The sequence below is a fragment of the Caulobacter sp. HMWF025 genome, assembly GCF_003060965.1.
Lineage (GTDB): Bacteria > Pseudomonadota > Alphaproteobacteria > Caulobacterales > Caulobacteraceae > Caulobacter.
Window position 1 is genome coordinate 50,422 of record NZ_QAII01000048.1, and the last position, 25,586, is coordinate 76,007.

At 62.1% G+C, this 25,586-nt stretch carries 29 protein-coding genes, 1 tRNA gene and 1 pseudogene; 19 read left to right on the forward strand and 12 right to left on the reverse strand.

What is annotated here, in order from left to right; all coding sequences use genetic code 11:
* The 8 genes and pseudogenes from DBR10_RS19760 to DBR10_RS06180 all read left to right on the forward strand — a co-directional run.
* Positions 1-231, forward strand: a pseudogene (locus DBR10_RS19760) (biotin--[acetyl-CoA-carboxylase] ligase); the annotation flags it as partial.
* The gene (locus tag DBR10_RS06150; protein ID WP_108489781.1) at positions 228-1,007 is read left to right on the forward strand and encodes a type III pantothenate kinase; all 780 of its coding nucleotides are present in this window, start codon (positions 228-230) and stop codon (positions 1,005-1,007) included. The pseudogene DBR10_RS19760 and the gene DBR10_RS06150, both read left to right, overlap by 4 nt.
* A complete protein-coding gene (locus DBR10_RS06155) occupies positions 1,007-2,701 on the forward strand; it encodes a ribonuclease J (protein ID WP_108504657.1) in 1,695 nt (564 codons plus the stop codon). The genes DBR10_RS06150 and DBR10_RS06155 overlap by 1 nt, the downstream gene beginning before the upstream one ends.
* Before the next feature lie 110 nt (positions 2,702-2,811).
* A complete protein-coding gene (mce, locus tag DBR10_RS06160) occupies positions 2,812-3,231 on the forward strand; it encodes a methylmalonyl-CoA epimerase (protein ID WP_108489910.1) in 420 nt (139 codons plus the stop codon).
* Positions 3,231-3,491, forward strand: a complete 261-nt coding sequence (locus DBR10_RS06165) for a DUF1467 family protein (RefSeq protein ID WP_108489911.1) — start codon at positions 3,231-3,233, stop codon at positions 3,489-3,491. Before mce ends, DBR10_RS06165 begins: the two co-directional genes overlap by 1 nt.
* Before the next feature lie 331 nt (positions 3,492-3,822).
* Positions 3,823-5,151: a proline--tRNA ligase gene (gene proS, locus DBR10_RS06170; RefSeq protein WP_108504656.1), complete on the forward strand. Its 1,329-nt coding sequence runs from the start codon at positions 3,823-3,825 to the stop codon at positions 5,149-5,151.
* Complete coding sequence (locus DBR10_RS06175) at positions 5,151-6,431, forward strand: lipoprotein-releasing ABC transporter permease subunit (protein ID WP_108504655.1); 1,281 nt, start codon at positions 5,151-5,153, stop codon at positions 6,429-6,431. Before proS ends, DBR10_RS06175 begins: the two co-directional genes overlap by 1 nt.
* Complete coding sequence (locus DBR10_RS06180) at positions 6,424-7,110, forward strand: ABC transporter ATP-binding protein (RefSeq protein WP_108504654.1); 687 nt, start codon at positions 6,424-6,426, stop codon at positions 7,108-7,110. The genes DBR10_RS06175 and DBR10_RS06180 overlap by 8 nt, the downstream gene beginning before the upstream one ends.
* A gap of 138 nt (positions 7,111-7,248) precedes the next feature.
* Here DBR10_RS06180 and DBR10_RS06185 read toward each other — a convergent pair whose 3' ends face one another.
* The 5 genes from DBR10_RS06185 to DBR10_RS06205 are packed head-to-tail and all read right to left on the reverse strand — an operon-like array spanning position 7,249 to position 11,426.
* Positions 7,249-8,058, reverse strand: a complete 810-nt coding sequence (locus DBR10_RS06185; RefSeq protein WP_108504653.1) for an MBL fold metallo-hydrolase — start codon at positions 8,056-8,058, stop codon at positions 7,249-7,251.
* Positions 8,055-8,834, reverse strand: a complete 780-nt coding sequence (locus DBR10_RS06190) for a TatD family hydrolase (RefSeq protein ID WP_108504652.1) — start codon at positions 8,832-8,834, stop codon at positions 8,055-8,057. Before DBR10_RS06190 ends, DBR10_RS06185 begins: the two co-directional genes overlap by 4 nt.
* A gap of 4 nt (positions 8,835-8,838) precedes the next feature.
* Positions 8,839-9,843 (reverse strand): DNA polymerase III subunit delta', encoded by a 1,005-nt coding sequence (locus tag DBR10_RS06195; protein WP_108504651.1) that lies wholly within the window; start codon positions 9,841-9,843, stop codon positions 8,839-8,841.
* A 2-nt stretch (positions 9,844-9,845) separates the two neighbouring features.
* On the reverse strand, positions 9,846-10,472 hold the full coding sequence (tmk, locus tag DBR10_RS06200; protein ID WP_108490450.1) for a dTMP kinase: 627 nt from the start codon (positions 10,470-10,472) through the stop codon (positions 9,846-9,848).
* A gap of 54 nt (positions 10,473-10,526) precedes the next feature.
* Positions 10,527-11,426: a septal ring lytic transglycosylase RlpA family protein gene (locus DBR10_RS06205; protein WP_233243296.1), complete on the reverse strand. Its 900-nt coding sequence runs from the start codon at positions 11,424-11,426 to the stop codon at positions 10,527-10,529.
* A gap of 103 nt (positions 11,427-11,529) precedes the next feature.
* Here DBR10_RS06205 and DBR10_RS06210 point away from each other — a divergent pair.
* The 4 genes from DBR10_RS06210 (at position 11,530) to DBR10_RS06225 (ending at position 13,561) form a co-directional block, all read left to right on the forward strand.
* Positions 11,530-11,619 (forward strand) — tRNA-Ser (locus tag DBR10_RS06210).
* Between the two features lie 67 nt (positions 11,620-11,686).
* The gene (locus DBR10_RS06215) at positions 11,687-12,598 is read left to right on the forward strand and encodes a class I SAM-dependent methyltransferase (protein WP_108556210.1); all 912 of its coding nucleotides are present in this window, start codon (positions 11,687-11,689) and stop codon (positions 12,596-12,598) included.
* Positions 12,595-13,335 carry a pseudouridine synthase gene (locus tag DBR10_RS06220; RefSeq protein WP_199223499.1) on the forward strand — a complete coding sequence of 247 codons (741 nt, stop codon included), beginning with the start codon at positions 12,595-12,597 and terminating at the stop codon, positions 13,333-13,335. The genes DBR10_RS06215 and DBR10_RS06220 overlap by 4 nt, the downstream gene beginning before the upstream one ends.
* Positions 13,325-13,561: a sulfurtransferase TusA family protein gene (locus DBR10_RS06225; RefSeq protein ID WP_108490232.1), complete on the forward strand. Its 237-nt coding sequence runs from the start codon at positions 13,325-13,327 to the stop codon at positions 13,559-13,561. The genes DBR10_RS06220 and DBR10_RS06225 overlap by 11 nt, the downstream gene beginning before the upstream one ends.
* Here the strand turns inward: DBR10_RS06225 and DBR10_RS06230 are convergent.
* Both DBR10_RS06230 and DBR10_RS06235 read right to left on the reverse strand, forming a co-directional pair.
* A complete protein-coding gene (locus DBR10_RS06230) occupies positions 13,533-14,480 on the reverse strand; it encodes a YihY/virulence factor BrkB family protein (protein WP_108490234.1) in 948 nt (315 codons plus the stop codon). The genes DBR10_RS06225 and DBR10_RS06230 overlap by 29 nt on opposite strands.
* Positions 14,481-14,632: 152 nt before the next feature.
* A complete protein-coding gene (locus tag DBR10_RS06235) occupies positions 14,633-15,760 on the reverse strand; it encodes a CaiB/BaiF CoA transferase family protein (protein ID WP_108504650.1) in 1,128 nt (375 codons plus the stop codon).
* 234 nt (positions 15,761-15,994) lie between these two features.
* Here DBR10_RS06235 and DBR10_RS06240 point away from each other — a divergent pair, with 234 nt between their 5' ends.
* Together DBR10_RS06240 and DBR10_RS06245 are read left to right on the forward strand one after the other, a co-directional pair.
* Positions 15,995-17,320, forward strand: a complete 1,326-nt coding sequence (locus DBR10_RS06240) for a diguanylate cyclase domain-containing protein (protein WP_108504649.1) — start codon at positions 15,995-15,997, stop codon at positions 17,318-17,320.
* Between the two features lie 11 nt (positions 17,321-17,331).
* Positions 17,332-17,976 (forward strand): DsbA family oxidoreductase, encoded by a 645-nt coding sequence (locus DBR10_RS06245; RefSeq protein ID WP_108504648.1) that lies wholly within the window; start codon positions 17,332-17,334, stop codon positions 17,974-17,976.
* Positions 17,977-18,051: 75 nt separating this feature from the next.
* Here DBR10_RS06245 and DBR10_RS06250 read toward each other — a convergent pair whose 3' ends face one another.
* Positions 18,052-19,509, reverse strand: a complete 1,458-nt coding sequence (locus DBR10_RS06250) for a coniferyl aldehyde dehydrogenase (protein ID WP_108504647.1) — start codon at positions 19,507-19,509, stop codon at positions 18,052-18,054.
* Between the two features lie 184 nt (positions 19,510-19,693).
* On the opposite strand from DBR10_RS06250, the gene DBR10_RS06255 reads away from it, so the two are divergent.
* Positions 19,694-20,755 (forward strand): GGDEF domain-containing protein, encoded by a 1,062-nt coding sequence (locus DBR10_RS06255; RefSeq protein WP_108504646.1) that lies wholly within the window; start codon positions 19,694-19,696, stop codon positions 20,753-20,755.
* Positions 20,756-20,891: 136 nt separating this feature from the next.
* Positions 20,892-21,695 (forward strand): enoyl-CoA hydratase/isomerase, encoded by an 804-nt coding sequence (locus DBR10_RS06260; RefSeq protein ID WP_108504645.1) that lies wholly within the window; start codon positions 20,892-20,894, stop codon positions 21,693-21,695.
* On the opposite strand, the gene DBR10_RS06265 is transcribed toward DBR10_RS06260, so the two are convergent.
* From DBR10_RS06265 to DBR10_RS06275, 3 genes are read right to left on the reverse strand one after another with little or no spacing between them, the layout of a single operon-like run.
* Positions 21,682-22,083 carry an ACT domain-containing protein gene (locus tag DBR10_RS06265; protein ID WP_108504644.1) on the reverse strand — a complete coding sequence of 134 codons (402 nt, stop codon included), beginning with the start codon at positions 22,081-22,083 and terminating at the stop codon, positions 21,682-21,684. The genes DBR10_RS06260 and DBR10_RS06265 overlap by 14 nt on opposite strands.
* Positions 22,080-22,484 (reverse strand): DUF6165 family protein, encoded by a 405-nt coding sequence (locus DBR10_RS06270; protein WP_108504643.1) that lies wholly within the window; start codon positions 22,482-22,484, stop codon positions 22,080-22,082. The genes DBR10_RS06265 and DBR10_RS06270 overlap by 4 nt, the downstream gene beginning before the upstream one ends.
* A 16-nt stretch (positions 22,485-22,500) precedes the next feature.
* Positions 22,501-23,472, reverse strand: coding sequence for a glycosyltransferase family 9 protein (locus DBR10_RS06275; protein WP_108504642.1), 972 nt, complete (start codon positions 23,470-23,472; stop codon positions 22,501-22,503).
* Positions 23,473-23,570: 98 nt separating this feature from the next.
* Between DBR10_RS06275 and DBR10_RS06280 the strand changes: the two genes are divergently transcribed.
* Genes DBR10_RS06280 through DBR10_RS06290 form a run of 3 tightly spaced genes read left to right on the forward strand, consistent with a single transcriptional unit; the run spans position 23,571 to position 25,240 of the window.
* Positions 23,571-24,131 carry a TetR/AcrR family transcriptional regulator gene (locus DBR10_RS06280; RefSeq protein ID WP_108490304.1) on the forward strand — a complete coding sequence of 187 codons (561 nt, stop codon included), beginning with the start codon at positions 23,571-23,573 and terminating at the stop codon, positions 24,129-24,131.
* Positions 24,132-24,152: 21 nt separating this feature from the next.
* Positions 24,153-24,926 (forward strand): lysophospholipid acyltransferase family protein, encoded by a 774-nt coding sequence (locus tag DBR10_RS06285; RefSeq protein ID WP_108490303.1) that lies wholly within the window; start codon positions 24,153-24,155, stop codon positions 24,924-24,926.
* 41 nt (positions 24,927-24,967) lie between these two features.
* Positions 24,968-25,240, forward strand: a complete 273-nt coding sequence (locus tag DBR10_RS06290) for a hypothetical protein (RefSeq protein WP_146184108.1) — start codon at positions 24,968-24,970, stop codon at positions 25,238-25,240.
* Positions 25,241-25,444: 204 nt separating this feature from the next.
* On the opposite strand, the gene DBR10_RS19765 is transcribed toward DBR10_RS06290, so the two are convergent.
* On the reverse strand, positions 25,445-25,586 hold a 142-nt coding region (locus DBR10_RS19765), incomplete at its 5' end, for a HesB/IscA family protein (RefSeq protein WP_442861108.1).

Sequence of the window (25,586 nt, forward strand, 5' to 3'; positions counted from 1 at the left end):
TTTGCAAGGTGGCAGGGCGTCTGGGAGCAGGTCGGCTTTCCCGCAATCGCCCAGGCCTGGACGGAACGGGCTTACGGGCTCGGCGAAGCCTGTGTCGCCAGGCTCGGCCATGAAACCGTCGAGGGCATCGCAGAAGGCCTGGATACCGACGGTTCGCTGCGCCTGCGTCTGGTTGATGGATCGGTGCGGCGGATTTCTGCCGGGGACGTCTTCTTTGGTGAGGCAGGCTGATGCTGCTGGCGATTGAACAGGGCAATACCAACACCATGTTCGCCATCCACGATGGCCAGAGCTGGATCGCCCAGTGGCGCTCGGCGACCGAGAGCACCCGTACAGCTGATGAATATGTCGTCTGGCTGTCTCAACTCCTGTCGATGCAGGGACTGGGTTTTCGGGCCATCGATGCGTGCATCATCTCGAGCGTCGTCCCGCAGTCGATTTTCAACCTGCGCAACCTGTCGCGGCGTTATCTGAATGTCGAACCGCTGGTGATCGGCGAGAATGCCAAGCTCGGCGTGGATGTCCGGATCGAGAAGCCTTCGGAAGCCGGTGCCGACCGCCTCGTCAATGCCGTCGGGGCCAGCATGGTCTATCCCGGCCCGCTGATCGTGATCGACAGCGGCACGGCAACGACGTTTGACATTGTCGCCTCAGACGGTGCCTTTGAGGGCGGCATCATCGCCCCAGGTATCAACCTTTCCATGCAGGCCTTGCATGAGGCAGCCGCCAAGCTGCCCAGGATCGCGATCCAGCGCCCGGCGCGGGTCGTCGGCAAGGATACCGTCGGGGCCATGCAGTCAGGCGTCTTCTGGGGCTATATTGCCCTCATCGAAGGCTTGATCACGCGCATCAAGGCCGAACGTGCTGAAACCATGACCGTGGTCGCGACCGGCGGCGTCGCTTCGCTGTTCGAAGGCGCAACCGACAGCATCGACCACTTCGATCCAGATCTGACCATTCGTGGTCTCCTCGAGATTCATCGCCGCAACACCAGTTTAGAGACCTGATGACCAAATTTACCGACAAGCCTTCCCCCGACGACGAACTCGTTTTTTTGCCCCTGGGCGGATCCAACGAGATCGGCATGAACTTCAATCTCTATGGTTTTGGTCCGCCGACCGATCGCAAGTGGATCGTCGTTGACCTGGGCGTGACATTCGGCGACCAGACGACGCCCGGCGTTGAGATCATCCTTCCTGATCCCGAGTTTATCGAAGCCTACGCCGATGACATCCTCGGCATCGTTCTGACCCATGCCCACGAAGACCATCTGGGTGCCGTGCACTGGCTCTGGCCGCGGCTGAAGGCACCCGTCTATGCCACGCCGTTTACGGCCTTTCTGCTGCGCGAGAAGCTTCGGGACGCGCGGCTACTGGACGAGGTTTCCATCACCGAGATCCCGTTGGGTGGTCAGTTCGACCTTGGCCCCTTCCACCTGGAAATGATCACCCTGACCCACTCGATCCCGGAGCCGAACGGCCTGGCGATCAAGACGCCGCTCGGGACGATCCTGCACACCGGAGACTGGAAGATCGATCCCGAGCCTCAGCTCGGGGCCGCGACCGATATCGATGCCATCCGCAAGCTCGGCGACGAGGGCGTGCTGGCCATGGTGTGCGACAGCACCAACGTCTTTGTTGACGGAGAAGCCGGCTCAGAAGCTGATGTGCGCGTCGCCATGAACCGGCTGATCTCCAGCCTCACCGGCAAGATTGCCGTGGCCTGTTTTGCCTCCAACGTCGCCCGTATGGACACCGTGATCCGGGCGGCCCAGGCGGCGGGGCGCAAGGTTTGCCTGGCCGGGCGCTCCATGCACCGCATGAGCGCGGCGGCCCGCTCCGTTGGGCTCTTCCAGGATATCGAGCCGTTCATCACAGACGATCAAGCCAAGTACCTGCCCGAGAACGAGGTTCTGTTCCTCTGCACGGGTAGCCAAGGGGAGGCGAGGGCCGCCCTGTCGCGGATCGCCGAGGGCAACCATCCGCACGTCAAGCTCTCCCAGGGTGATCACGTGGTCTTCAGTTCGCGGATCATTCCCGGGAACGAGATTCCGATCCGCAACCTTCAGAACAAGCTGGCTGACCGGGGCGTGCGCTTGCACACCGAGCGCGACACGCCCGGCATTCACGTCAGCGGTCACCCCTGTCGTGACGAACTCAAGCAGATGTACCAGTGGGCGCGGCCGCAGATCGCTGTCCCGACCCATGGCGAGCGTCGCCATCTGATCGAACATGCCGCCTTTGCCAAAGACCTCCAGATCCCCTTTGCCGTTACGCCGCGCAATGGCGATATGGTTCGGCTTGCTCCGGGCCACGCCGAAATCATCGATGAAGTGCCGGCAGGACGGCTCTATGTGGATGGTGGTGTCGTGACACCGGAAAATGGTCAGGCTCTCCGTGAGCGGCGCCATGCAGCGTTCAACGGCATGCTCGCGGTTTCCATTGTGCTGGACGGCAAGAACCGGATCGTATCGGGGCCGCAGGTGCGGGGCCTTGGACTGGCCGGTGACAATGAATACCCGCTCGACGAGGCGATGGACGATCTGGCGGAAGAAGCCGAGACCGCTTTCAAGCGGATGGGCGGAGACGACAAGGAGATCGACGAAGCCATCGAGAGCGCCATTTCGCGCGCTGTCAAAAAGGCGGCATTCCGGATCTGGGAGCGCAAGCCCGTCGTCGAGACGACCGTTCTCCGGATCTGACGTAGCGGCAGGCCTGCGCGCCGTACAAACGACACGGCGCGTGGGTCTTTTCGCAATGCAGCACAGGTGTTACGCCTTCGCGCAAACAAGAAATGCGCGGGAGCAGGATCATGATCGGCAAGCTGAACCATGTAGGCGTGGCCACGCCTTCCATCGATGACTCCGTCAAGATGTATCGCGATCTGCTGGGCGCGACATCGGTCACGGACAAGTGGGCCATGCCGGAGCAGGGGGTTTGGGTCTGTTTCGTCAATCTGCCCAACAGCCAGATTGAACTGATCGAGCCCTATGGCGAGTCTTCACCCATTCACGGTTTTCTGGCCAAGAACCCCAAGGGCGGCCAGCACCACATCTGCTTTGAAGTTGAGAACATCTACGAAGCGCGCGACGCGCTTGTCGCCAAGGGCGCTACCGTGCTGGGCGAGCCCCGCATCGGCGCCCACGGCACCCTGATCATCTTCGTTCACCCCAAGGACATGGGCGGCCTTCTGGTCGAACTCATGGAGACGCCCAAGGAGGCGCACCACTGATGGGCCCGATCACCGCCATTGCAATTTTTCTGACGATCTGGTGGACAGTTCTGTTCGTCGTCCTCCCTCTGGGGTCACGAAGCTATCACGAGATGGGTCTCAAGCCGCCGGGTGGCGGTGATCCGGCCGCGCCGGTCAACCCGAACTTGAAGCGCAAGTTTTTTACGACGACCTGGGTCTCCGTGGCGGTGTTTGCGGTTCTCTGGCTGGTCATTCGCTTCCAGTTGATCAGCCTGCCGGCGCTTCCGGCCAGCTATTAGGCATGGGCAATGCCCAAGCCTTGAGCGGCGGGCGATCATTTTGCCCCTGTTCGCTCAAGGCTTAGGCGAAATGCATGAATGATCTGCTCAGCCGGGAAGAGTTGACCCCAACAATCGTTTGGACGCCTAGGGTTGCTCTACGAGACTGGCTTCTCCGGTCTCCTTCTGTGGCGTCTTCCCCGACGAAGAACTTGCAAGGCCGCGCGAGGTTCGCGCGGCCTTCTTTTCTGCTCCCACGTCAGCCTCCGTCATCTTTTTGCCGCGCGCGTTGCCAAGCTGGCGGCCGAAAGGCTATCTCAAGCCCTCATATTGCCCCGGAGACGTCGTCCTGATGCGCCTGTCGCGCTATTTCCTGCCCGTCCTGAAGGAAGCTCCTTCCGACGCCCAGATCGTTTCGCACCAACTGATGCTGCGCGCGGGCATGATCCGGCAGGAAGCGGCCGGCATCTATGCCTGGCTGCCTCTGGGTCTCAGGGTTCTGAATCGTATCGAACAGATTGTTCGTGAGGAGATGGACCGGGCCGGTGCCATCGAACTCCTTATGCCGACCCTTCAACTGGCGGATCTGTGGCGCGAGTCAGGGCGTTATGACGCCTATGGCCCCGAAATGCTGCGCATTACCGACCGTCACGAGCGCGAGCTCCTGTACGGACCGACAAATGAAGAGATGATCACCGAGATTTTCCGGGGGTCCGTCAAGAGCTACAAGGATCTGCCCAAGAACCTCTACCACGTTCAGTGGAAGTTCCGGGACGAGCGCCGTCCGCGGTTCGGCGTGATGCGCGGTCGCGAGTTCCTGATGAAGGATGCCTACAGCTTCGATCTCGATGCCGACGGCGCACGCCGGTCGTATAACCGTATGTTCGTGGCCTACCTGAACCTGTTCTCGCGAATGGGCCTGAAGGCCGTACCGATGCGCGCCGACACGGGACCGATCGGCGGTGACCTGAGCCACGAGTTCATTGTCCTGGCCGAGACCGGCGAGAGTGCGGTTTTCTGTCACCGGGATCTGGTAGAAATGGGGGCTCCCGGCCCGGATGTTGATTGGGATGGCGATCTCCAGTCGCTGGTCGATCAGCGCACCGCGCTCTATGCGGCCACAGAGGAAATGCACGACGAGGCAGCCTTCGCGGCGGTGCCGGACGCAGACCGCCTGTCTGCGCGCGGCATTGAGGTGGGCCACATCTTCTCGTTCGGTACCAAGTATTCAGAGCCTATGCGGGCCCTTGTCACCGGCCCCGACGGCAAGGATGTACCCGTCCAGATGGGATCCTATGGCGTAGGCGTCTCGCGGCTGCTCGGCGCGATCATCGAGGCGAGCCATGACTCTGCCGGGATCATCTGGCCGGAGTCGGTTGCGCCGTTCGATGTCGGGATCATCAATATGCGCCAGGGCGATGCGGCCTGTGATGCGGCCTGCGACACGGCCTACAAGGCTCTGACGGCAGCCGGCCGGACTGTTCTCTATGACGACACTGACGCGCGTGGTGGTGCCAAGTTCGCCACTATGGATCTGATCGGTCTGCCCTGGCAGATGATCATCGGTCCCAAGGGCATTGCCGAGGGTGTGGTCGAGATCAAGAACCGCGCGACCGGCGAGCGGTCCACCGCATCACTCGAGTCCGTTCTGGCGGGTTTGACCCAGGGCAAGGCCGCCTGATGGCTGACCTCAGGGCCGCCGGTCCGTTCAGCCGCTGGGAGCGGTCCGTCGCCTGGCGCTATCTACTCGCCAAGCGAAAGAACGGCGGCGTGGCCCTGATCGCGGTGATCTCGTTCTGCGCCGTGATGCTGGCGGTTTTCGCCCTTATCACCGTCATGAGCGTCATGAACGGCTTCCGGGCTGAGCTGCTTGGCAGGATCCTGGGCTTCAACGGGCATCTCTATGTGCAGGCTCCGCTTATAAACGGCCCGAACCGCGATGGGATCATTCGCCAGATCCGTGCCGTCAAAGGCGTCAGCCAGGCCATTCCCGTGGTGGAAGCCCAGGCCATGGTCATTGGCCCGGCGCAGGTCACAGGGGCAATCGTACGCGGGGTGACGCCTGGCGATCTCATGGGTCTGAAAATGATCGCCGGCAACATCAAGCGGGGATCAATGGCCGGCTTCGGTCAGGGCGAATTCGGTGGCGACATCGTGCTGATCGGCGACCGGATGGCGGCCAATCTAGGCGTCGCACCGGGAGACGCTCTGACGCTGATCTCGCCAACCGGGCCCGCCACAGCCTTCGGGACCTCGACCCGCGAGAAAGACTACATCGTTGGGGGTGTTTTCAGTGTCGGCATGAGCCAGTTCGACGAGGCCTATGTCTATATGCCGCTGGAGCAATCCCAGCTGTTCTTTGGTCGCGACACCTCGATCGACTATGTCGAGATCAAGGTTGATGACCCCGATCGCGCCCGAGACCTGAAGCCGGCCGTTGAATCGGCCAGCGGTCCGGGAGCTCTGGTTGCCGACTGGATGGACAAAAACCACAGCTATTTCACTGCGCTGCAGGTTGAGCGAAAGGTGATGCGCCTGATCCTCTTCTGCATTGTCGCCATTGCGACGCTGAACATCATCTCAAGCCTCGTCATGCTTGTGAAAAATAAGGGCCGTGACATCGCCATCCTCAGGACCATGGGGGCGGGGCAGGGGGCTATCCTCCGGATCTTCGTCATGGCCGGGGCATCGATCGGCGTTGCCGGAACTCTGACGGGACTTCTGCTGGGCGTGGCTTTCTGTGCCTACATCACCCCCATCCAGAATTTTGTCGAATGGGTTACCGGAACGGCAGTCTTCAGTGCTGACGTCTACATGCTGTCCCACATCCCCGCCAAGATTGACTGGGTTGAAGTAGGGGGCATTGCCGGCCTCTCTGCCCTGATGAGCATCGCCGCGACCCTTCCGCCGGCCTGGCGGGCCTCGCGCCTCGATCCTGTGGAGGCGCTTCGCTATGAGTGATCCCGTCCTGTCCCTGCGTGGGGTTGAGCGAGTCTATAGAACCGAAGCGGGCGACCTGCCTGTTCTTAGGGGCGTCGACCTTGACGTCTACCCAGGACAGGTCGTCGGTCTGATCGGTCCTTCCGGCTCCGGGAAGTCGTCGCTTTTGCACTCGGCGGGGCTTCTTGAACGGCCTGACAGTGGCATCGTGGCCCTTGCGGGCCGGGACTGCTCGAAACTGTCCGAGCGCGTCCGCACGCGTATTCGTCTTGCAACGGTGGGTTTTGTTTACCAGTTTCACCACCTTCTACCCGAATTCACGGCCTTGGAGAATGTCGCCATGCCCGGCATGATCCTTGGCCGCAGTCGCGCTGATGCTGAGGCGAGGGCGCGGGGTCTACTGACGGAACTCGGTCTCGCGGAACGCCAGAACCATCAGCCCGCCCAGATGTCTGGTGGAGAACAACAGCGCGTTGCCATTGCCCGGGCGTTGGCAAACGAGCCCCGTTTGCTGCTCGCAGACGAGCCGACCGGGAATCTGGATCCTGCGACGTCGGCGACGGTGTTCCAGTCGCTCTATGGTCTTGCCCGCAGCCAGGGCGTTGCGGCCCTGATCGCCACGCACAATATGGATCTGGCCCGCTACATGGACCGGGTGTTTGCCCTGAAGAACGGTCACCTCGAAGAGCAGCGCTTCTAGAGGCTCGCTGTGCTCGTTGCGCGCGCGACGCTTTTGGCGGTGAAATGTATTTCGTCTAAGATATATTATCGGAAATAATGTTGATCAGCCTCGGGCCGGTATTCCGCCGCGCAAACAATCCATGTCTCACGCCCGGGTCTAAGCCATGAAGCGGAGATTGTCGTAGGCTGGCTCGATGTGCGTCGGGAGCCTGGCACTAAGCACTTCGAAATCCAGATCAATATGGAGATTGGTGAGAATGGCGCGACGCGGTTTGGCCCGGGCGATCCATTCAAGCGCCAGATCAACGTGCGCATGGGTCGGATGCGGCGTCCATCGCAGGGCGTCAACGATCCAGACGTCGAGATCCATCAGCGCCGGCCATGACTCTTCGGGGATCCCGACGACATCCGGCGTATAGGCTACGTCGCCGAAGCGAAAGCCGACCGAACGAGCGCCGCCATGGTCCAGGTCAAAACCCAGAACCGGAATGGATCCGCCGGCCCCGTCGATCGACCAGGCCCGGCCGTGGTCCGGAAGCGCCCGTGCCTCACAGATCGCGGGATAGCCGCCATGATGTTCAAAGATGTAGGCGAAGCGCGCCGTTAGGCCAGCAAGCGTTGCTGGATCCATATAGGCCGGTATCTTGCGGCGCTGATTAAGAAAAAAGGGCCTGAGATCATCTATCCCATGAGTCTGGTCAGCATGGTCATGGGTGAAGAGCGCCGCGTCGATGCGGCGAACGCCGGCGCGAACGGACTGCAGCCGGAAGTCCGGAGATGTATCGACCACGACGGTCGTTTCCGCCGTTGCAGTTCCGCTTTCATCTTTGCGACGCACCAGGAGTGAGCACCGGGTTCGCAGATTGCGTGGGTCTTCGGGATTGCAGTCTCCCCAGTTGCCATCCGCGCGCGGAACGCCACCTGAGGATCCAGACCCGAGGATCGTGAATTCAAGGGTCTGGCTCATGGGCGCTGGACCCGATCAAACAGGCTAAAGAACGCGCGTTCAGTCCTGGCCTCAGCTTCCGCTCGACTCCAGCCTCTGATCTCACCGAGCTTGTCGAGGATGTGGGGCAGATAGGCCGGCTCATTCCGTCGGCCGCGCATGGGAACCGGAGCCAGGTAAGGACAATCAGTTTCGACGATGATCCGATCCTCAGGCATGCTGCGGATGACCGCCCTCACCTCCTCAGCCGCCTTGAATGTAGCGATGCCGGAGACCGAAAAATAGGCTCCAAGGTCCACCGCACGCGCCGCAAGTCGGGGGCCGCTGGTGTAGCAGTGCATCAAGATCCGGAAAGCGCCGCGGGCGTACTCTTCCTCGAGTATGTCGCCCATCACGTCGTCGGCCTCTCGTGTATGGACGACCAGGGGCAAACTGGTTTGGCGGGCTGCAGCGATATGAGCGCGGAAGACCCTGGCCTGAACGTCCCGGGGAGAGAAGTCGTAGTGGAAGTCGAGGCCACACTCCCCGATGCCGATGACGCGCGGACGTCGTGCGAGGGTTGCCAGGGTATCGGCCGACAGGTCGGGATCCTCCTTGGCCTCGTGCGGGTGGGTGCCGACCGTGCACCAGATGTCTGGCTCGGCCATCGCGATGGCATGAACGTCGCCGAACGAAGAAACCTTGTCACAAATCGTCACCATGAGCTGGATGCCGGCCTCACGGGCCCGAGCGATCACTGCGGTGCGGTCCTCGGCATATTGGGGGGCATGAAGGTTGACGTGACTATCGATGAGCATGGGCTCACATCGCCGTCCTGGCAGCGGCGCGCAAGTCCGATATTGCACTCCAGAAGACGTCGGCGCGATCCAGATTGACGGCTTCAGCCTCGCCGGGCCAACGGGAGAGCTTCTCCCATACCGCCGCCCATCGGTCGAGCGCCGCAGAACTGCCCGTAGTGGCGAGACGCAGGGTCATGGCGCGGATCTGATCGGCAAGGCGTTCGAACAGCAACTCGAAGCGGGCTGCGCCCTCGCCTCCCCGAAATGTATCTGCCAAGGCCAGCAGGGCGGCTTCGTCAATGCCGGGAAGACCCCGCAGAATCTCGCCGGCGGTATCATCCATGGCCAGGGCACCGGCAGAGGCCAGTTGCAGAGCCCGACCCGGTGCCCCCTGGGCCATCTGGGCCAGACGTTCGGCGGATCTGGAATCAAGGCCTGTCTGATCGACCAACATCTGGGTTGCCAGGCTGAACCCCGGCGCCGGGATCGCCAGGCGCCGGCAGCGAGACCTGATGGTTGGAAGCAGCCTGCCAGGCGAATGGCTGACCAGCAGAATGATCCCCTTGGGTGGCGGTTCCTCAAGTGTCTTTAGGACCGCGTTTGCAGCATTGACGTTGAGATCGTCAGCCGCGTCGATAATGGCGACCCTGTAGGGAGATGTTGCCGGCGAATTGGCAAAGAATTCAGGCAGCCGTCGCGCTTCATCAACCGGGATGGACTTGCGGACCTTCCCGTCATCGGTCGCACGCTCAAGAACCATAAGGTCAGGGTGGGAACGCGCGGAGACCTGACGTGAGACCGGATCCGATGGGGCTGCCCCCAGGATTCCGTAGTCGAGGTTCGCCTGTGCACCCAGGAGCCGGCGGGCCATACGATAGGCCAGGGTTGCCTTCCCGACCCCCTCCCCGCCCGTCAGCAGCCAGGCATGGTGCAGGCGCCCTCTGGACAAGGCATCAAGGAAGGCGGATTCGGCGCGGTCCAGCCCTTCAAGCCTGAATACGTCACGAGGATGCGGCGGAGTTTCCAAATCTAAAGCTCCAGCCTTGACGACACCACGTCCCAGACATTGCAGGATACGACATCAACGGTGGCTGTTGCATCGATCACAGCGCAGCGCTGCGGCTCGCGTTCTGAAATCTCGATAAAGCCGGCGCGAAGTCGTTCGTGAAAGGCGAGGCCTTTGCTTTCAAAGCGTGCTGCCCCGCCCCTGGCCTCGGCCCGCTGCAATCCGGCTTGGGCCGGAAGGTCAAAAATGAGAGTGAGGTCGGGAAGTCTACCCCCCAGAACATGATTTTCCAGATCGGCAATCAGCCCGTCCGGGACTCCGCCTCCGGCCCCCTGATAGGCCCGGGTGGAGTCTGAGAATCGGTCACAAAGAACGACTGATCCTCGCTCCAGAGCCGGCCAGATCACGCGTTCAAGGTGGTCACGGCGTGCAGCATACATCAGCAGGGTTTCGGTCACTGATGACCAGCGATCGGCTGATCCGTTGACCAGCAGGTCTCGTATCGCTTCGCCCCCCTCGCTCCCTCCCGGCTCGCGGGTCAGCACCACGTCGAAGCCAGCAGCTTCAAGCCGTTGACCCAGAGCGCGGATCTGGGTGGATTTACCAGCCCCTTCACCGCCTTCGAAACTGATGAATATGCCCTTTTTCACAGGAGTGACTTCGACCGGTTTCCCGGACTTGTCCAGAGGGCAGAACGCCCTGCCTTAGGGGCGCAGGACCGTCGCGCCGGGAAACCCCAAGGCTACAATTTGCTCACGCAAGGTCCAGGCATCGCCTTCGTCCGGACCTGCGGGAACGATAACCCGGTAGAGAAGCCCGCCGGATCGTTCCAAGGGCTCGATGACGGCTACGGCTGTTGACTGCAGGGCCGCGGCTACGCGCACCGCATTGTCTCGATTGGCAAAGGCCCCGGCCTGAACTCTGAATTCGGCTCGGCTCACGGCGGGCGCAGCCTCCGGCAGAGGATCTACAGTCTTGTTTCCGGGGTCGACACCAGGGTCGGCTTCCAAAGCAGTAGGGTCCGCTGCGGAAGGCGTTTCGACCTGCGCGATCTGTCGTGGCTGAAACATCGCTCTTGATGCCGGACCAACATAGCGCACGCGCACACGGGCCACGCCCTGCCGACGATAGCCTAGTTCTTCAGCGGCGGCGCGAGACAAGTCGATGATCCGGTCATCGATGAACGGCCCGCGGTCATTGACCCTCACAATCATTTTGCGGCCGTTGTCGAGGTTGGTGACCTCAACCAGACTGGGCAGTGGCAGGGTCTTGTGCGCGGCCGTCGGCAGATCCATGTCGAAGAGCTCGCCATTGGCGGTTCGCCGGTTGTGAAACTGCTCTCCGTACCAGGAGCCTACGCCTTTGGCGTCGTAGTCGGGATCCTCCTTGGGATAGTACCAGACGCCTCTGATTTGATAGGGTTTTTCGGTCCCTCTTAATGGCTTTCCAGCGGGTGGAGCCGACTGCGAAGACGGCCGCCCAGCTTCTGATCCACCGATCGCGAAGCGCGGGTCTGGCGTCGCGCACGCCGTCACCAACAGTCCAGCCATGGCCAGGGCCGCAAAGATCCCGGAGTTGGTCTGGATAGATCGTTCGACGGTCATGCGACGTCTTTCCGACGAGAAAGCATCCTTAACGCCCTAGTTTATGACGGAAGTGTTTTGCACACTGGTTAAGGCGCAAAGGCGCTGATATAGGCCCCCGTCTGGACAGGTGGCCGAGTGGTTTAAGGCAGCGGTCTTGAAAACCGCCGTAGGTGAAAGTCTACCGTGGGTTCGAATCCCACCCTGTCCGCCACACCCAAAAGGCCGTGGCGACGTGCCCGAAGGCCCGGCGCTTCAGTTCAGACAGCACCGGGAATTGCATGCAGACGCCTCGCACCGCGCTCTACGGTCATGCCGATCATGATCTGGCCCCGGTGGCTTCAGACGCCCTTCAGCTTTCTCCCCTGATCCCCGGGGCGTCAGATGTCGCAGCCCTCGCAGACGGCTCAATTGACGCCATTGCAATTCGAGCGCCCGCGGGTGTCGTGGAACGCCGCTTTGTTCTAGCTCATGCGTTACGGGCGCTTGCCCCGGAAGGTCGCCTGACCGTTTTCGCGCCCAAGGACCGGGGTGGTCAGCGTCTCCGCAAGGAACTCGAGGCCTTTGGCTGTGTCGTCGGAGAAAGTTCCAAGCGACACAACCGGATCTGTGTGGCCCTTCGCCCTGATGCAGTGCGAGGTACGGCAGAGGCCATTGCGGCGGGGGCCCCGCAACAGGGGGGCAACGGCCTGTGGACGCAACCTGGTGTCTTTAGCTGGGACCGGCTTGATCCGGGCACGGCGCTGCTTCTGAAAACAATGCCGCCGCTTTCTGGCATGGTGGCGGATTTCGGCTGCGGTATCGGCTGGTTGAGCCGGGCCGTGCTGCAGTCGCCGACTGTGACAAAGCTGGCGCTGATCGATCTTGACCGTCGTGCGATCGATGCCGCCCGCCGGAACATCGAAGACTCGCGGGCCAGTTTCGTCTGGGATGACCTGAGAAAGGCTACCGACGACCTGGGCGTAGTGGACTTTGTTGTCACGAACCCGCCTTTTCATGAGACCGGTGGCGAAGATCGGTCCCTGGGGCAGGCTTTCATTCGTCTGGCGGCCACGTCCCTCAAGAAGGGCGGCCGCCTTTGGCTGGTCGCAAACCGCCACCTGCCCTACGAGGCGATCCTGGCCGAACATTTCGCCAGTGTTCGGCTGGCCGGCGAGACCAACGGTTACAAGGTTTTCGAGGCGCGCAAGTGACCAAGGCCTTGATGGCACGTCTGGACCGGCTCCTCGCCAATCTCGGCTACGGCAGTCGCAAAGACGTGCAGGCCATGATTGCGGGCGGGCGCGTCGTGCTGGATGGAGCCGTCCTCAAGGATATCGGCAGCAAGGTTGCTGTGACCTCCGATCTGCCGGCGCGAATGACGATCCGCGGTGTCGCTGTTGACCCGCCCGCCCCCTTGGTTCTTCTAATGCACAAGCCGCTGGGGGTGGTGTGCTCCCACAAGGAAGACGGCGATCGAATCTATGACCTGCTGCCACGGCGCTGGCGCATACGCGACCCGGCGATCTCGACCGTGGGACGCCTGGACAAGGACACTTCGGGACTGATCCTGCTGACCGATGACGGCGACTACCTGCACCGTGTCATCTCGCCCAAACGCCATGTTCCGAAGACGTACCTTGCAACCCTGGACCGGTCTTTGGAGGGGCACGAGGCGGATCGCTTTGCGTCCGGCGAACTCATGCTTGAGGGCGAGGAAAAGCCCCTGCTTCCGGCTGAGCTCAGCGTTCTGGACAGTCAAACGGCACGCCTGACGATCACCGAGGGGCGTTACCACCAGGTTCGGCGAATGTTTGCCGCAGTCGGCAATCACGTCCTCAGCCTGCACCGTGAGCGCATTGGCGGGATCGAGCTCCCGGACGACCTCTCACCCGGCCAGTACCGTATCCTGCCGGCCGCTGACGCAGAAGCCGTGTTCAATGGCAGCTGATCCCACATTGGTCGACGCCAGGGGGCACCGTTGCCCGGTACCGACCTTGCGCCTGCGTCGCGCGCTTGAAGCTGCGCCCCCCGGTGGCCGCGTACGCCTGATCGCGGACGACCCGCTTGCGCGGATTGATGTCCCGCATTTTGCCGCCAGCCTGCCCGCGAAACTGCTGGCCACGGTTGAAGAAGCCGATGGTTCCATCAGCTTTCTGGTGGAGAAGGCTCCTTAAGCGGGATGGCCCGCGGTCCCTCGACCAGGTCACGCGGCCTTTCATCGAGGGCGATTTCGACTTCCGTCGCGAGCGCACCGCCGAGAAAAATCGCGTTTACACTCCATGAGAGCCAGATCAGGAAGATGATCACGGCTGAGATGGACCCATAGGTCGCGCCGAGGCGCGCGACCTTCTCGACGTAAAACGCGCTGGCCGAAGACATAAACAGGCACAGGATCGCTGACGCGACCCCGCCGGCCATCGATGCCCGCCAGCCTACCGGCGCTCGTGACATGGCGTAGCGATAGATCAGGGTCATGCCAAAAACGAGGCCGATACTGGCCCAGGTCCACTCGCTCTGAATCCACGGGACGCCTTCCAGCGGCCTCAGATTCAGGGCGCTGCCGAGCAGTCGAAGCACCAGGAAGATACCGGACATCATGAAAAGCAGGCCGAATGCCGCGATCAGCACGACCAGAGCCATGAGGTTGAAGCCGACGAAGCCCCGTTGATCCTCCTCGTCGTGGATGAACGAGAGCCCAGCCAGTAGGGCCTTGAAACCCCGATGGGCCGCATAGGTACCGATAACCAGGATGATGGCACTCTGGGCAGAGACGGTCTGCTCTGGTGCATGGGCCAGACGGGTCAGTTCGCTCTGAAACAGACTGCGAGCACCGACCGGCATCAATCCCGCGAAGTTTTCGGCCTGGGCCGCGGCTTGCTCAGGTGTCAGCAGCAGGCTGTAGATCCCGATCAGGATCGCAAGGCCGGGAAAGACGGCCAGAAGCGCAAAGAACGAGACACCGCCGACATACAGCATGACGTCTCGCCCCCAGATCCTCGCGAGGGCCAGGCCGACGACACGAAGCACTTCCCTGGCCCAATGAATCGGATCGAGATCAAGGTCTCGCCAGCGAATGGGTTGAGGATCTTGCATCGGCGGGAACCTGCCCGCGCCGGCCAGCCGATGCAAGACATGCATTACAAGGCCCGCCTACAAAGCAACCATGGGCCATCGGACCTGTAGCCGGGAGCAAGGCGATAGCTTCAGCTCATCCACAAGCGAACGGGCTGAAGCATCTCTTTCAATCAGAGGGCGCCAGCCGACTTCAACTCGGCGACGGCTTCGGGCGTGAAGCCCCAATCGGCCAATGCCCTATCGTTGTCGCCTCCGATCTTCGGTGGCGGTCCCTGGATCTCTCCCGGGGTTGCCGAGAAGCGAGGTGCCGGTGCCGGCTGAACGACCCCATTGATCTCGACAAAGGTCTCCCGCGCCGCGTTGTGCGGGTGATTGGGAGCCTCATCCATCGTCAGGACCGGCGCGAAGCAAACATCGGTGCCGTCCATCAGTTCACACCATTCATTCCGGGTCTTGGTCCGGATCACGGCAGCCAGCTTTTCCCGCAGCTCAGGCCACTCTTCGCGGCTCATCTGATGCTGGAACTGAGGGTCCGTTATGCCTGTTTTTTCAAGGAGAAGCAGGTAGAACTGGGGTTCGATTGATCCAATTGAAATCCAGCCGCCGTCGGAACACTGGTAGGTGTCATAAAAGTGGGCCCCGCCGTCCAGTAGATTGGCCCGGCGCCCCTCCGTCCACATGCCGCCAGCCTTGAAGCCATAGAACATCGCCATCAGCGAGGCGGCTCCGTCGCTCATCGCACAGTCGATGACCTGACCGGTGCCGGTGGCTCTCGCGTGAAGGACACCCGCCAGAAGGCCAAAAGCCAGATAGAGCGCGCCCCCGCCGAAATCTCCGACGAGGTTCAGGGGCGGAACCGGCTTCTCCTCCGTGCCGATCGCAGCCAGGGCCCCCGTAATGGCGATATAGTTCATGTCGTGGCCGGCCGCCTTGGCATACGGGCCAAACTGGCCCCAGCCGGTCATGCGTCCGAACACCAGGCGGGGATTTCGCGCCAGTGCCACATCGGGACCAAGGCCAAGCCGCTCCATCACACCAGGACGAAACCCTTCGATGAGACCATCGGCCGCCTCGATCAGCTTCAGGCAGGCCTCAATGGACTCAGGCTTTTTCAGGTCCAGGGCCACGGAGCGGCGCCCTCGCGCCGTAATGTCGGCCGGTGATCCCCTTCCCTGCCCCTTTCGGTCAATGCGAACGACGTCCGCGCCTAGGTCTGAGAGCAGCATCCCGCAAAAAGGCCCCGGACCAATGCCCGCAAACTCGACGATCTTTAGTCCTGACAGCGGTCCCTGGCCCACGGCGTCCTCCCAAGTGACTCTTCGGTACGAAGTTGAGCAGAACTAGAGCGGCCCTGACGTTCGGTCATGCAAGCCCGGGTTTGTTGCCAAAATGTCGGGCCGTTCAGTCGCAGGCTTTCGCGCTCCTGCGGCGTTGCATCCCTATGCCGCCTGCAACCCTCTGCTATGTTGCTGCGTCGAATCTCCAGGGGCCATCATGGCCTGAGTTCGGTGGGTTTCGGGCGGAGGTAGAGTGTGGCGGTAGACGCCCGGATCCTGATCGTAGCGCGAGATGACCTGCGAGCAGGTCCCCTGTCCGAAGGACTTGATCGCCTCGGCTGGCGCACCGTCACGGCAAGGGGGCCTTACGCCGCTCTGGCTGCCCTCGGCGATTTGCCTATTGAGGCAGTAATCGTGGACCTCGCGAGTGCCGGGCCTGATACGCAGTCGCTGGCGCGACGACTCAAGGCCGCTGTGGCACCCCGTCGTCTGCCCGTGATCGCAATCGGCGAGCCGGATGACATTCAGCCTGGTCAAGCTTTTGACCTGACCCTGTCTCCCCCGCTTCACCCATCGCAAGCGGCCTTGAGGCTGGAGTCCCTTGTTCGCACGGCGATTGCTGAGGAAGAGTACGAACTCAGACTGCAGACCTTTAGTGAACGAGGCCGGCGGATGGATCTGCCGGAGCCGCAGGTCTCGCCGTTCAGGATCCTAGCCGTCGGTGAACCCGCGCCCCAGTTTCTGGCGCTGTCCAACGCCCTCAAGCGCAGCGGCGCGGAGGTGGTCGGAGCCTTTACGGCCTACACAGCGTTTGACTACCTGCATGAGAGAGCGTTCGACTCGGTCGTGCTGTGGGCTGGAGACAATCAGCAGGAAGCCCTGTCGATTGCGGCCGGGATGCGCCGGAATACGCGCCTCTTCCACATCCCGGCCATGCTTTACCTCAAGGCGGAAAGCTATGTGACGATGTCGGAGGCCTTTCACCGGGGCGTCTCCGATGTGGCTTCACCGGAAACGCCAGAGGTGGAAACAGCGCGTCGGGTCATGGAACTTGCCCGGAGCTATCGGCGTGGAGAATCGATCCGGGGTGCGCTCGAGAAGGCCCGGAGCTCCGGCCTGATGGATGCGGCAACCGGACTCTTCACCCGCGATCTTTTCGCCGCTCACCTGGCCAAGCTGACAACGGCGGCGAAAGAACGCTCCCGGCCTCTCTCAATCTGTGTCCTGCGGGTGGCTGACAAGCCTGAGACACTCTGGGCCCGCCAGAACGGCTGGTTGGACCGCGCAATTCCGCAGATCGGATCGATGGTCGGGCGACTGGTGCGGGTCGAGGATACCGCAGCCCGCCTTGCCCCTGAGGTTTTTGCTCTGGCGCTTCCGGCAACGAACCAGGCAGCTGCCCGTGCCGCAGCTGAGCGGATTGCAGCGGTCATCGGTTGTACCGCTTTTGATGCCGGTGAAGATCGTCCGCCCTTTGTCTGCGAGTTCGACATCGGCGTAGCCCAGATGGAAAACAACGAGGGTGCCGTGAAGGCGCTCGAGCGGGCTGCGGCCCGTGCGCTGCAAAGAGAAGCCGGCTGACGGGAGCCCAAATGGCATCGCCAATGATCGTGGACGTCGTCGCCGACGTCGTGTGTCCGTGGTGCTATCTCGGCTGGCGACGGGTCAAGGCTGCGGTTGCTCTACGGCCCGACTATCGCGCGCAGATTGTCTGGCGACCCTACCAGCTTGATCCGTCGATCCCGGAATCCGGAGCCGACCGGCGCGCCTATCTGGCCGCGAAGTTCAAGGATCCTGCGCGCCTGATGCAGGTCCATGAAGCGCTTGTCAGCGGAGGAGCCGAGGACGGGATCACCTTTCGCTTCGAGATCATCGAAAAGGCGCCCAACACCAATGCCGCCCATCGACTGATCCGGTGGGCTCACGGTGCCGGGGTGCAGGACATGGTCGTGGAAGGCCTGTTTGCCGCCTACTTCACGGAGGGGCGCGATATCGGCGATCCCATGGTGCTTGCGGACATCGCCGCAGTTGCGGGTATGGAGCGCCTGACCGTGCTTCAGTTGCTGTCAGAAGAGGCAGATAAGGACGCCGTCACACGGGAACACGCCATGGCGGTCCAGGGCGGCGTCACCGGCGTGCCGTTTGCGATTTTCGGCGGCAAGGTCGCGGTCGTTGGCGCTGAAGCGCCCGAGCAAATCCTGAAGGCGATGGATCAGGCCGCAAAATCGCCAGCCTGATCCCAAACCCGGGCCGGTACGAGATGGGCAAGCGGCGTTGCCATGTGCTGACAACGCCCCAGGCCTGTTCTGGATTTAGCGTTTGATCTGGCCCGCGAGGTACTTGCGGATCCCCGCGCCATAGGGCGGTCGCAGGCCGAGCATGGGCGCGATGTCCTTCTTCAGTTGCTGGAAAACAGCCTTCCGGTGACTGAACTCGAGGAAACCATCGTGCCCGTGATAGGCCCCCATTCCTGCCGGGCCGACACCGCCAAAGGGAAGTTCCTCCTGCGCGACGTGGAAAATCACGTCATTGACCGTGACCCCGCCGCTCGTTGTATTGGCGAGCACGCGGTCGCGTTCGGCCTCATCCGTTCCGAACCAGTAGAGCGCCAGCGGCCGGTCGTTGGCATTGACGTAGTCAATGGCCTCATCGACCGTCTTGTAGGTTTTCACCGGCAGAACCGGTCCGAAGATTTCCTCACGCATGACCGCCATATCGTCCGTAGGATTCAGGATCAGGGTCGGCGCGATCTTGCGATGCGGCTGCTGCGACAGGTCTTCGCTGGCGGGGTTGATCTCAACGATCGTGGCCCCCTTCTCACGCGCGTCATCGATATAGCCGCGGATACGGTCGAAGTGCCTTTGAGCTACGACCGCCGTGTAGTCAGGGTTGTCCTTGATGGTCGGGAAGTAGCGACCGACCGAAGCCTTGGCCTCAGCCACAAAGCTTTCGAGGTCCTCGGCGGGCGTAAAGACATAGTCCGGCGCGAGGCAGATCTGTCCGGCGTTGAGGGTTTTACCGTTCATGATCCGGGCGGCCGCCGTAGCCATGTCCGCGCCACGGGACAGGATCACGGGGCTCTTGCCACCCAGTTCCAGTGTCACGGGAACGAGGTTGTCGGCAGCGGCTCGCATGACGTGCCGCGCCACAGAGGTCGCCCCCGTGAAGACCAGGTGGTCGAACGCCAATCCTGAGAAGGCCTGCCCCGCTTCCGGTCCACCCGTGAAAACCGCAATCTCCTCCTCAGAGAAGCCCTTGGCAAACATCACCTTCATGAGTTCGGAAGTCGCCGGGGTGAATTCCGAAGGCTTGATCATTGCACGGTTACCGGCGGCCAGAATTCCGGCGAGCGGTGCAAAGGTCAGATTCACCGGAAAGTTCCAGGGACTGATGACGCCTACCACTCCCTTGGGCTGATATTGGACCTCGGCTTTTGCACCGAAGAGCCCGAGGATCGCCGGCGTCGTCTTGCGCTTCTGAGGCCGCATCCAGCGCGAGAGGTTTTCGCGCGCGAACTTCAGGGGGCCAATTGAACCCGCGACGTCGGTCAGGGCCGTCGCATCCGGTGACCGGGATCCAAAATCCTCGTTCACGGCCTTGGCGATCTCGGCCTGGTGCCCAACAAGCAGATCAATGCAACGATTGATCCATTCTGTCCGCTTTGCAGCACTGGGCGGGCCATCCCGGAGATGCGCAGCTTTCTGGCGATTCAGGACGGCATTCATCTCAGCCTTGTGCGCGTCGAGCGTCAGGTTCACAGGCGCATTCATAGTCACAATCCTCCCGGAGGCCATTGCTGGCTCATCTTATCGACGTTCACAATGGTCGGGCAAAACGCAGAACGCAAGAGAACGTCGTTCGCTCTTAACCGGTCGTTTGAACTCTTTCCGCTAAGGTCCGTCCCCAAGCGATCGGTGCAATCACTGTTGAGCGCAACGATCTGGGGATGAAATCATGGCTGACGTTGAAACCACCCTCCGCGGCCCCGACGCCTACAAGATTGCGCGTCGCGCCGTTGACCTGATGGAACGCCATCAGGTGTGGCCAACAGCGTTGAATTTTGAACTCTGGACGCACTATGTCGCAGACCCCGAAGGGGCGCTGGCGCGTGAATTGACCAGGCTCATTGCCATGGGCGAGCCGATGACCGAGCTCGTCTGCGAAGAACTGGCCGCGACCTATTTGCCGAAAGCACGCCTGAACGAACAGATCCGGGATGCCGGTGACCTGCTGTCCAAGGAACTGGAATCCGTCTCGAAGGCGATCCAGAACGCCCAGAAATCGAATACCGCCTTCGGCAAGCATCTGGCCGGGGTTTCCAAGGAACTCAGCACGCCAGGCGACGTCGATGCCATCAAGGCCGTCGTCAGCAACCTCGCCGATGCGACCCGCCGCGTTCACAAGGAAAACCAGTCGCTCGAAAAGCGCCTCGCTGACTCGACGGCTGAAGTGGATCGGCTCCGCGAGCACCTCGAGCAGGTTCGCCGCGACGCTACGACGGACGGCCTGACCAATCTTGCCAATCGCAAGGCGTTCGATGAAGAACTCGACCGTGCGTGTGCAGAAGCTGACGAAGCCGGCTCGTCCATCTGTCTGGCCGTGCTCGATATCGACCACTTCAAGGGCTTCAATGACACCTGGGGCCATCAGACAGGCGATCAGGTTATCCGGTATGTCGCATCGGTGATCGGCCGGGTCGCAGCCATGCCCCGCTTCGCGGCGCGCTACGGCGGCGAGGAGTTCGCGATGATCTTCCCGCGTGAGAGCTCGGCCATCGTCGCCGCCACGCTTGAGGAAATTCGCGTTGAAGTCTCGTCGCGCATGCTCAAGCGCCGATCCACAAACGAGGACCTCGGCACCATCACCATCTCGTCGGGCTTTGCTGAACGGCGCCCGAAAGAGAGCGGACATTCGGTCATGGAACGCGCCGATACTGCTCTCTATGCCTCGAAGCGCAGCGGCCGCAACAAGGTCAGCTGCGCAGACGGCAAGCCTGAGTCGGCCAACGCAGCCTGACTTCAGACCCCAACTCCGATCCAATTGCGCCGCCGTTTTTCAAACGGCGGCGCTTTCGTATGAAAATCTGCTGGTCTTCCGCAAGGTGAGGGGCGCCTTGCTGTTCCCAAGAGCGTGAACAATTCGGGAGGACGCCATGGACTACCACAAGATCCGCCTTTCAGCCGAAAACGGCGTGGCGACGATCACTCTCAACGACCCCACAACCCTGAATGCCGCGAGCCTGGATCTCGCGCGGGAAATCACCCATGCCCTCGCGTCGATCGCCGCAGGCAAGGTTATGGCCAGAGCCCTTATCATCACCGGTGAGGGGCGCGGTTTCTGCTCGGGCGCCAACCTGTCCGGTGGCGGTGCGGCCGGGCGCGAACTGGACGTCGATGGCAAGCCGGATGCGGGTTCCGCCCTGGAGACCGTCTACAACCCCATGATGACGGCCCTGCGTGACTTCCCCTTCCCCATCGTGACGGCTGTCAATGGTGCCGCTGCCGGTGTCGGCTGTTCACTGGCCCTGATGGGCGACATGATCATTGCCGGCGAGAGCGGCTATTTCCTGCAGGCGTTCCGCCGTATCGGCCTCGTTCCGGATGGTGGCTCCACCTATCTCCTGCCCCGCATGGTGGGGAAGGCCCGGGCGATGGAAATGATGCTCCTGGGAGACAAGATTCCGGCGGCCAGAGCCCTGGACTGGGGCCTTGTCAACCGGTGCGTCCCGGACGCGGAGCTGATGGCGACAGCGACATCAATCGCTCTTGAGCTCGCCAATGGACCAATCGCCCTGGGTTCGATCCGCAAACTCGTCTGGGACAGCCTGGACGCTGACTGGAACGGTCAGCTCCACGCGGAACGCAAAGCCCAGAAGTTTGCCGGCAAAACTGAGGACTTCATCGAAGGCGTCAGCGCTTTTCTCCAGAAGCGCGTGGCGGCGTTCAAGGGACGCTAGCCTGCAACTTCCGCAGGATAGCGAGCGCCTCTTCCGTCCGCTCATAGGGCACAAAGACATGGTCGTGGCTCAAGGCTGCGACCATGTTGCAGGCAATTCCCGCTGCGGCGAGCGCTGACGAAACAGAGGCCGTCAAACCCACTCCCGTCAGGGCGGAATAGACGTTCAGAGTGATCAGTCCCATGACGTCATGGCTAGCGATGCCCGCAGCGCAAGCCCGTCCCTCCTCCAGGATGAGGCTGACGCCCTCGGATTCCTGAAACATGGCGATGGGTTTCAGGTCCCACCATGTCTCATGTGGGCTCTGACAAAAAACGAACCGGCCAGGGCGCAGCTCCGGTTCCAGTCCGGCGACCATGTCTCGCGTGCCTTGTATGACCTCGATCATGAACCCGGCGCTGCCAGATAGGGCTTGTAGCTCTTTTCCTCAATGATTTCCGAACCTGACAGGTCATTGATCGCGCGCTTGATCGCGGCCCGCTGGTCATTCTCGATATAGACCCGGCGAGCCAGCGCCACGAAGGCAGGTCCGAAATCCTGACGGCGCTCGCAATCGCGTTTTCCATCCTCAACATCCCAGAGCGCAGCATTCACGGCGGTGAGCTCAGCCGTCAGACGCTCCATCGGCTCTCCTGCCGGAAGGTGTTCCAGGGCGATGGCTTCCAGCAGCAGGAGTTCCTTGCTTACATTGGCAATCTTGACGGGGTCACCGATGCGCTCGGCCTTCACCCGCAGGATCGTGATCTTGTCGACAAGTTCGCCGGCCGAGATGGGCGCGAGAAGGGGCATTCAGGACACTCCGGGATCAGCCCCCCGCCAGAAGTCGCGAGAGCGCAGTCTCAACCGCTTCGAGAGGGAGAGCGGCCATGTTGTCTCCGTAATCCCCAGCGACCAGCATCTCAAGGCGTTGGGCGGCCGGGCGGAACTTAACCGCCTTGCGACGATCCTTTTGCAGCGAGAGCAATGGCGCGCCTCCTGCCGCCAGCATGTGGCCCGGCCCGGCATCATTTGCCACAGCAGCACTCAGGCGGCCAGCCAGGGCAATGACCAGTAGTGGACCCTTGACCTTGTCGAAGGGATCCTTGCGGTTCCGCTCTGGAAAGAGCGCTCGCGGGACAGAGGCCATAGCCTTTTCGGCATCTTCAGCCTCGTCCGGTCCAAAGAAGAATACGGGCGTGGCACCGCCTGCTTCGATTGCTCCTGCAAGGGCAATGAACCGGTCCAGCGGCCAGCGCTTGTCCTGCCCTCCGGCACCAGGTGCGAGGCCGACATAGCGTCGTCCCTCTGGCAGGAGCAGTTCAGCGGCTTGCAGGGCATCGGCGCGCGCCAGCTCGAGGGCACGCGGTGCGCCCTTCCCCGCAGTAGCCAGGTCAAGCAGTCGCGCAAGCCGATCCACGAGTGCTGGCGGCCAGCCTGGTACCCTCGCAAGCTTGGCTGCTGAAATGAAGCTGTAGCTCGCGGCGCGCTGGATAACCCAGCTCCGCCGGATGTTTTCCTGGGTATCGATGACCAGATCAAAGCGCCGGCCGGCAAACGGTTTTCGCCAGGGCAACAGCTCGGCGGCTTCCGTCCCCATCGCTCCGTCGACAATGAGTTCGTCAAGATAGCCTTCGACAACACCCTTCAAAGGCCCGGCATAGACCGTATCGCCTTTTGCGGCACACCAGCTGATACGGGCTTCAGGAAACGCTGCGCGCAGCCCTGCGATGAAGGGAAGCTTGATGAGGCCATCGCCGATGACCTCTCCCATCGAATAGACCAGAATTGAGCTTATCATCGCGCGATTAAGCGTCACGCGCCGCGCCGGTCAACTGCACCATCAATGTAAGTGAGTGCTCACTTGCAATCCGCAGCAAGTCCTGTCATCTTCGCTGCATGAGCGCCAAGCCTCGCATTGAACGTGCCGCCCTCGAGGTCTTCGTGACCGAGGGGGTCAACGCATCGACCACCAAGGCCATTGCAGCCCGCGCCGGTGTCTCGGAAGGCGCGATCTACCGTCACTGGAAGAGCAAGGACGAACTCGCAGTCGGGCTCTTCATGGAGACCCATCGTCGCCTCTCGGACCTGATCACCGTCAATGCCGATATGTCGCTGGGGATTCAGGCCAAGGCGGCAGCGATCGTTCAGGCCTATTGCACCGTCGCAGATGAAGACTGGCTGCTGTTTTCGTTCCACCTTCTGCATTTGCATCACTTTCTTCCCTACTATCAGGAAGACGGCCATGACCCTGTCAGCATGGTCGAAGCGACCATCAAGCAGGCCATGATGGGCCTCGAACTCCCACCGGGCGATCCGCGCGTGCTCGCCGCCATGGCGATCGGCGTGATCACCCAGACCGCCCAGAACAAGGCCTACGGTCGACTGGGCGATGACGCCCTCTCCATCCATGCTCCTCTCATGACGGCGGCTGTCCGGGCCGTTCTCGTCGCTCGCTAACCCTCACAGGATATCCGAACCATGCGCAGCGCGCTGTTCAACGCCTACTACTGGGTTCTTTCGATCTTCTACGGGCTGTCGGCCGCCCTCTCCGCCCTGCTCCCGGGGCGACGCCCCATCGCCTTCGCCTTGCGGCTCTATAGCCAGCGGATGCTGTGGGCGCTGCGCACGTTCGCCGGTGTGAAGATCGACCTGAAGGGCCAGGAACACCTGCCCAAAGGTGCCTTCATTATCGCCGCCAAGCACCACAGCTGGGGCGATGGCTTCGTGATGTTCGCCAATGTGGAGAACCTAAGCTTCGTTACGGGCGACCATCTGGAGAAATTCCCGCTGGTCGGCGCGATCCTGAAGAAATTCGGCGCCATCGTGGTCGACAGCTGCGGCGGTCCCGAAGCGCGTGCCGCGCTCTCAAAAAGCGCCGCCCAGGTCGCTGCAGAAGGCCGCCGCATCTTGATCTATCCGGAGGGCCATCTGGCCGCCCCCGGCGAGCGGTTCCGCTATCGCACGGGCGTCTACTATATGAGCCAGGACTTCGACCTCCCGGTCGTGCCGGTAGCGACCAATCTGGGCTGCTTCTGGAAGCAGACCGACAAGCAGAAGACCGCCGGTCAGGCGACGATTGAGTTCCTGCCGCCGATCCTGCCGGGCTTGTCGAAGGACGCGTTCATGGAACGGCTGGAGACCGTGATCGAGACCCGGACCAACGAACTGATCGCCCAGGCGACGGGGCAGCCGGTGAGGCCGTCGGTGTTGGTGGAATGGAACGGGCGGAAGAACGTGGCCGCGACCGCGTGAGGCTTCGAGCTCTCCCCTGGCGCGCCATAGCCCTTCAGGCCATGCCCTATGCCGCAGCGACGGCGCTCGTCGTCGCGACTTGGCTAGCCGGAGGCATTTTTGGCGCGCAGAGCAGCCTTCCACCTTCAGCATGGATCATGTTTGCAGGCGCCTTGATAATCTCCGCCGGCTGGGTCATGGCGCTCATTCTCGTCTTCCGACACCTGGGCCTCTGGGGCTGGATCGCGATCCCGAGCGCCCTGCTTGTCGCACTTGCGGCGACGGGAATTCCATTGATGGCCGGAGCCTGCATGCTGGCGAAGGCCTGCATCTGACGCCTAGACCTCGACCTGGCAATGCAGCGGAACAGCGACGAAAAGGGCGGGCGGCCTTGCGCTTGCTGATAACCTGGGACCCACAAGGGGCCGAGCACAGAAGGCCAGTATCGGAAGAGTAGAACGGGCGGTCATCCGCGCGACGGAAGCCTGGCGCGCCCTACAGGCGGCAGCACTTTAGACAAGAAGGCGTCCGCGCCAACATCAGGGCTCGGTGTCAATCGCCGGCTGGATCGTCACGCTCTCGCCGCAGCCGCAGGCGTCGGTTTCGTTGGGATTGTGGAACACAAACTTCGACGACAGCTTGGTGATCTCGTAGTCGATCTCGGTGCCGATCAGGAACAGC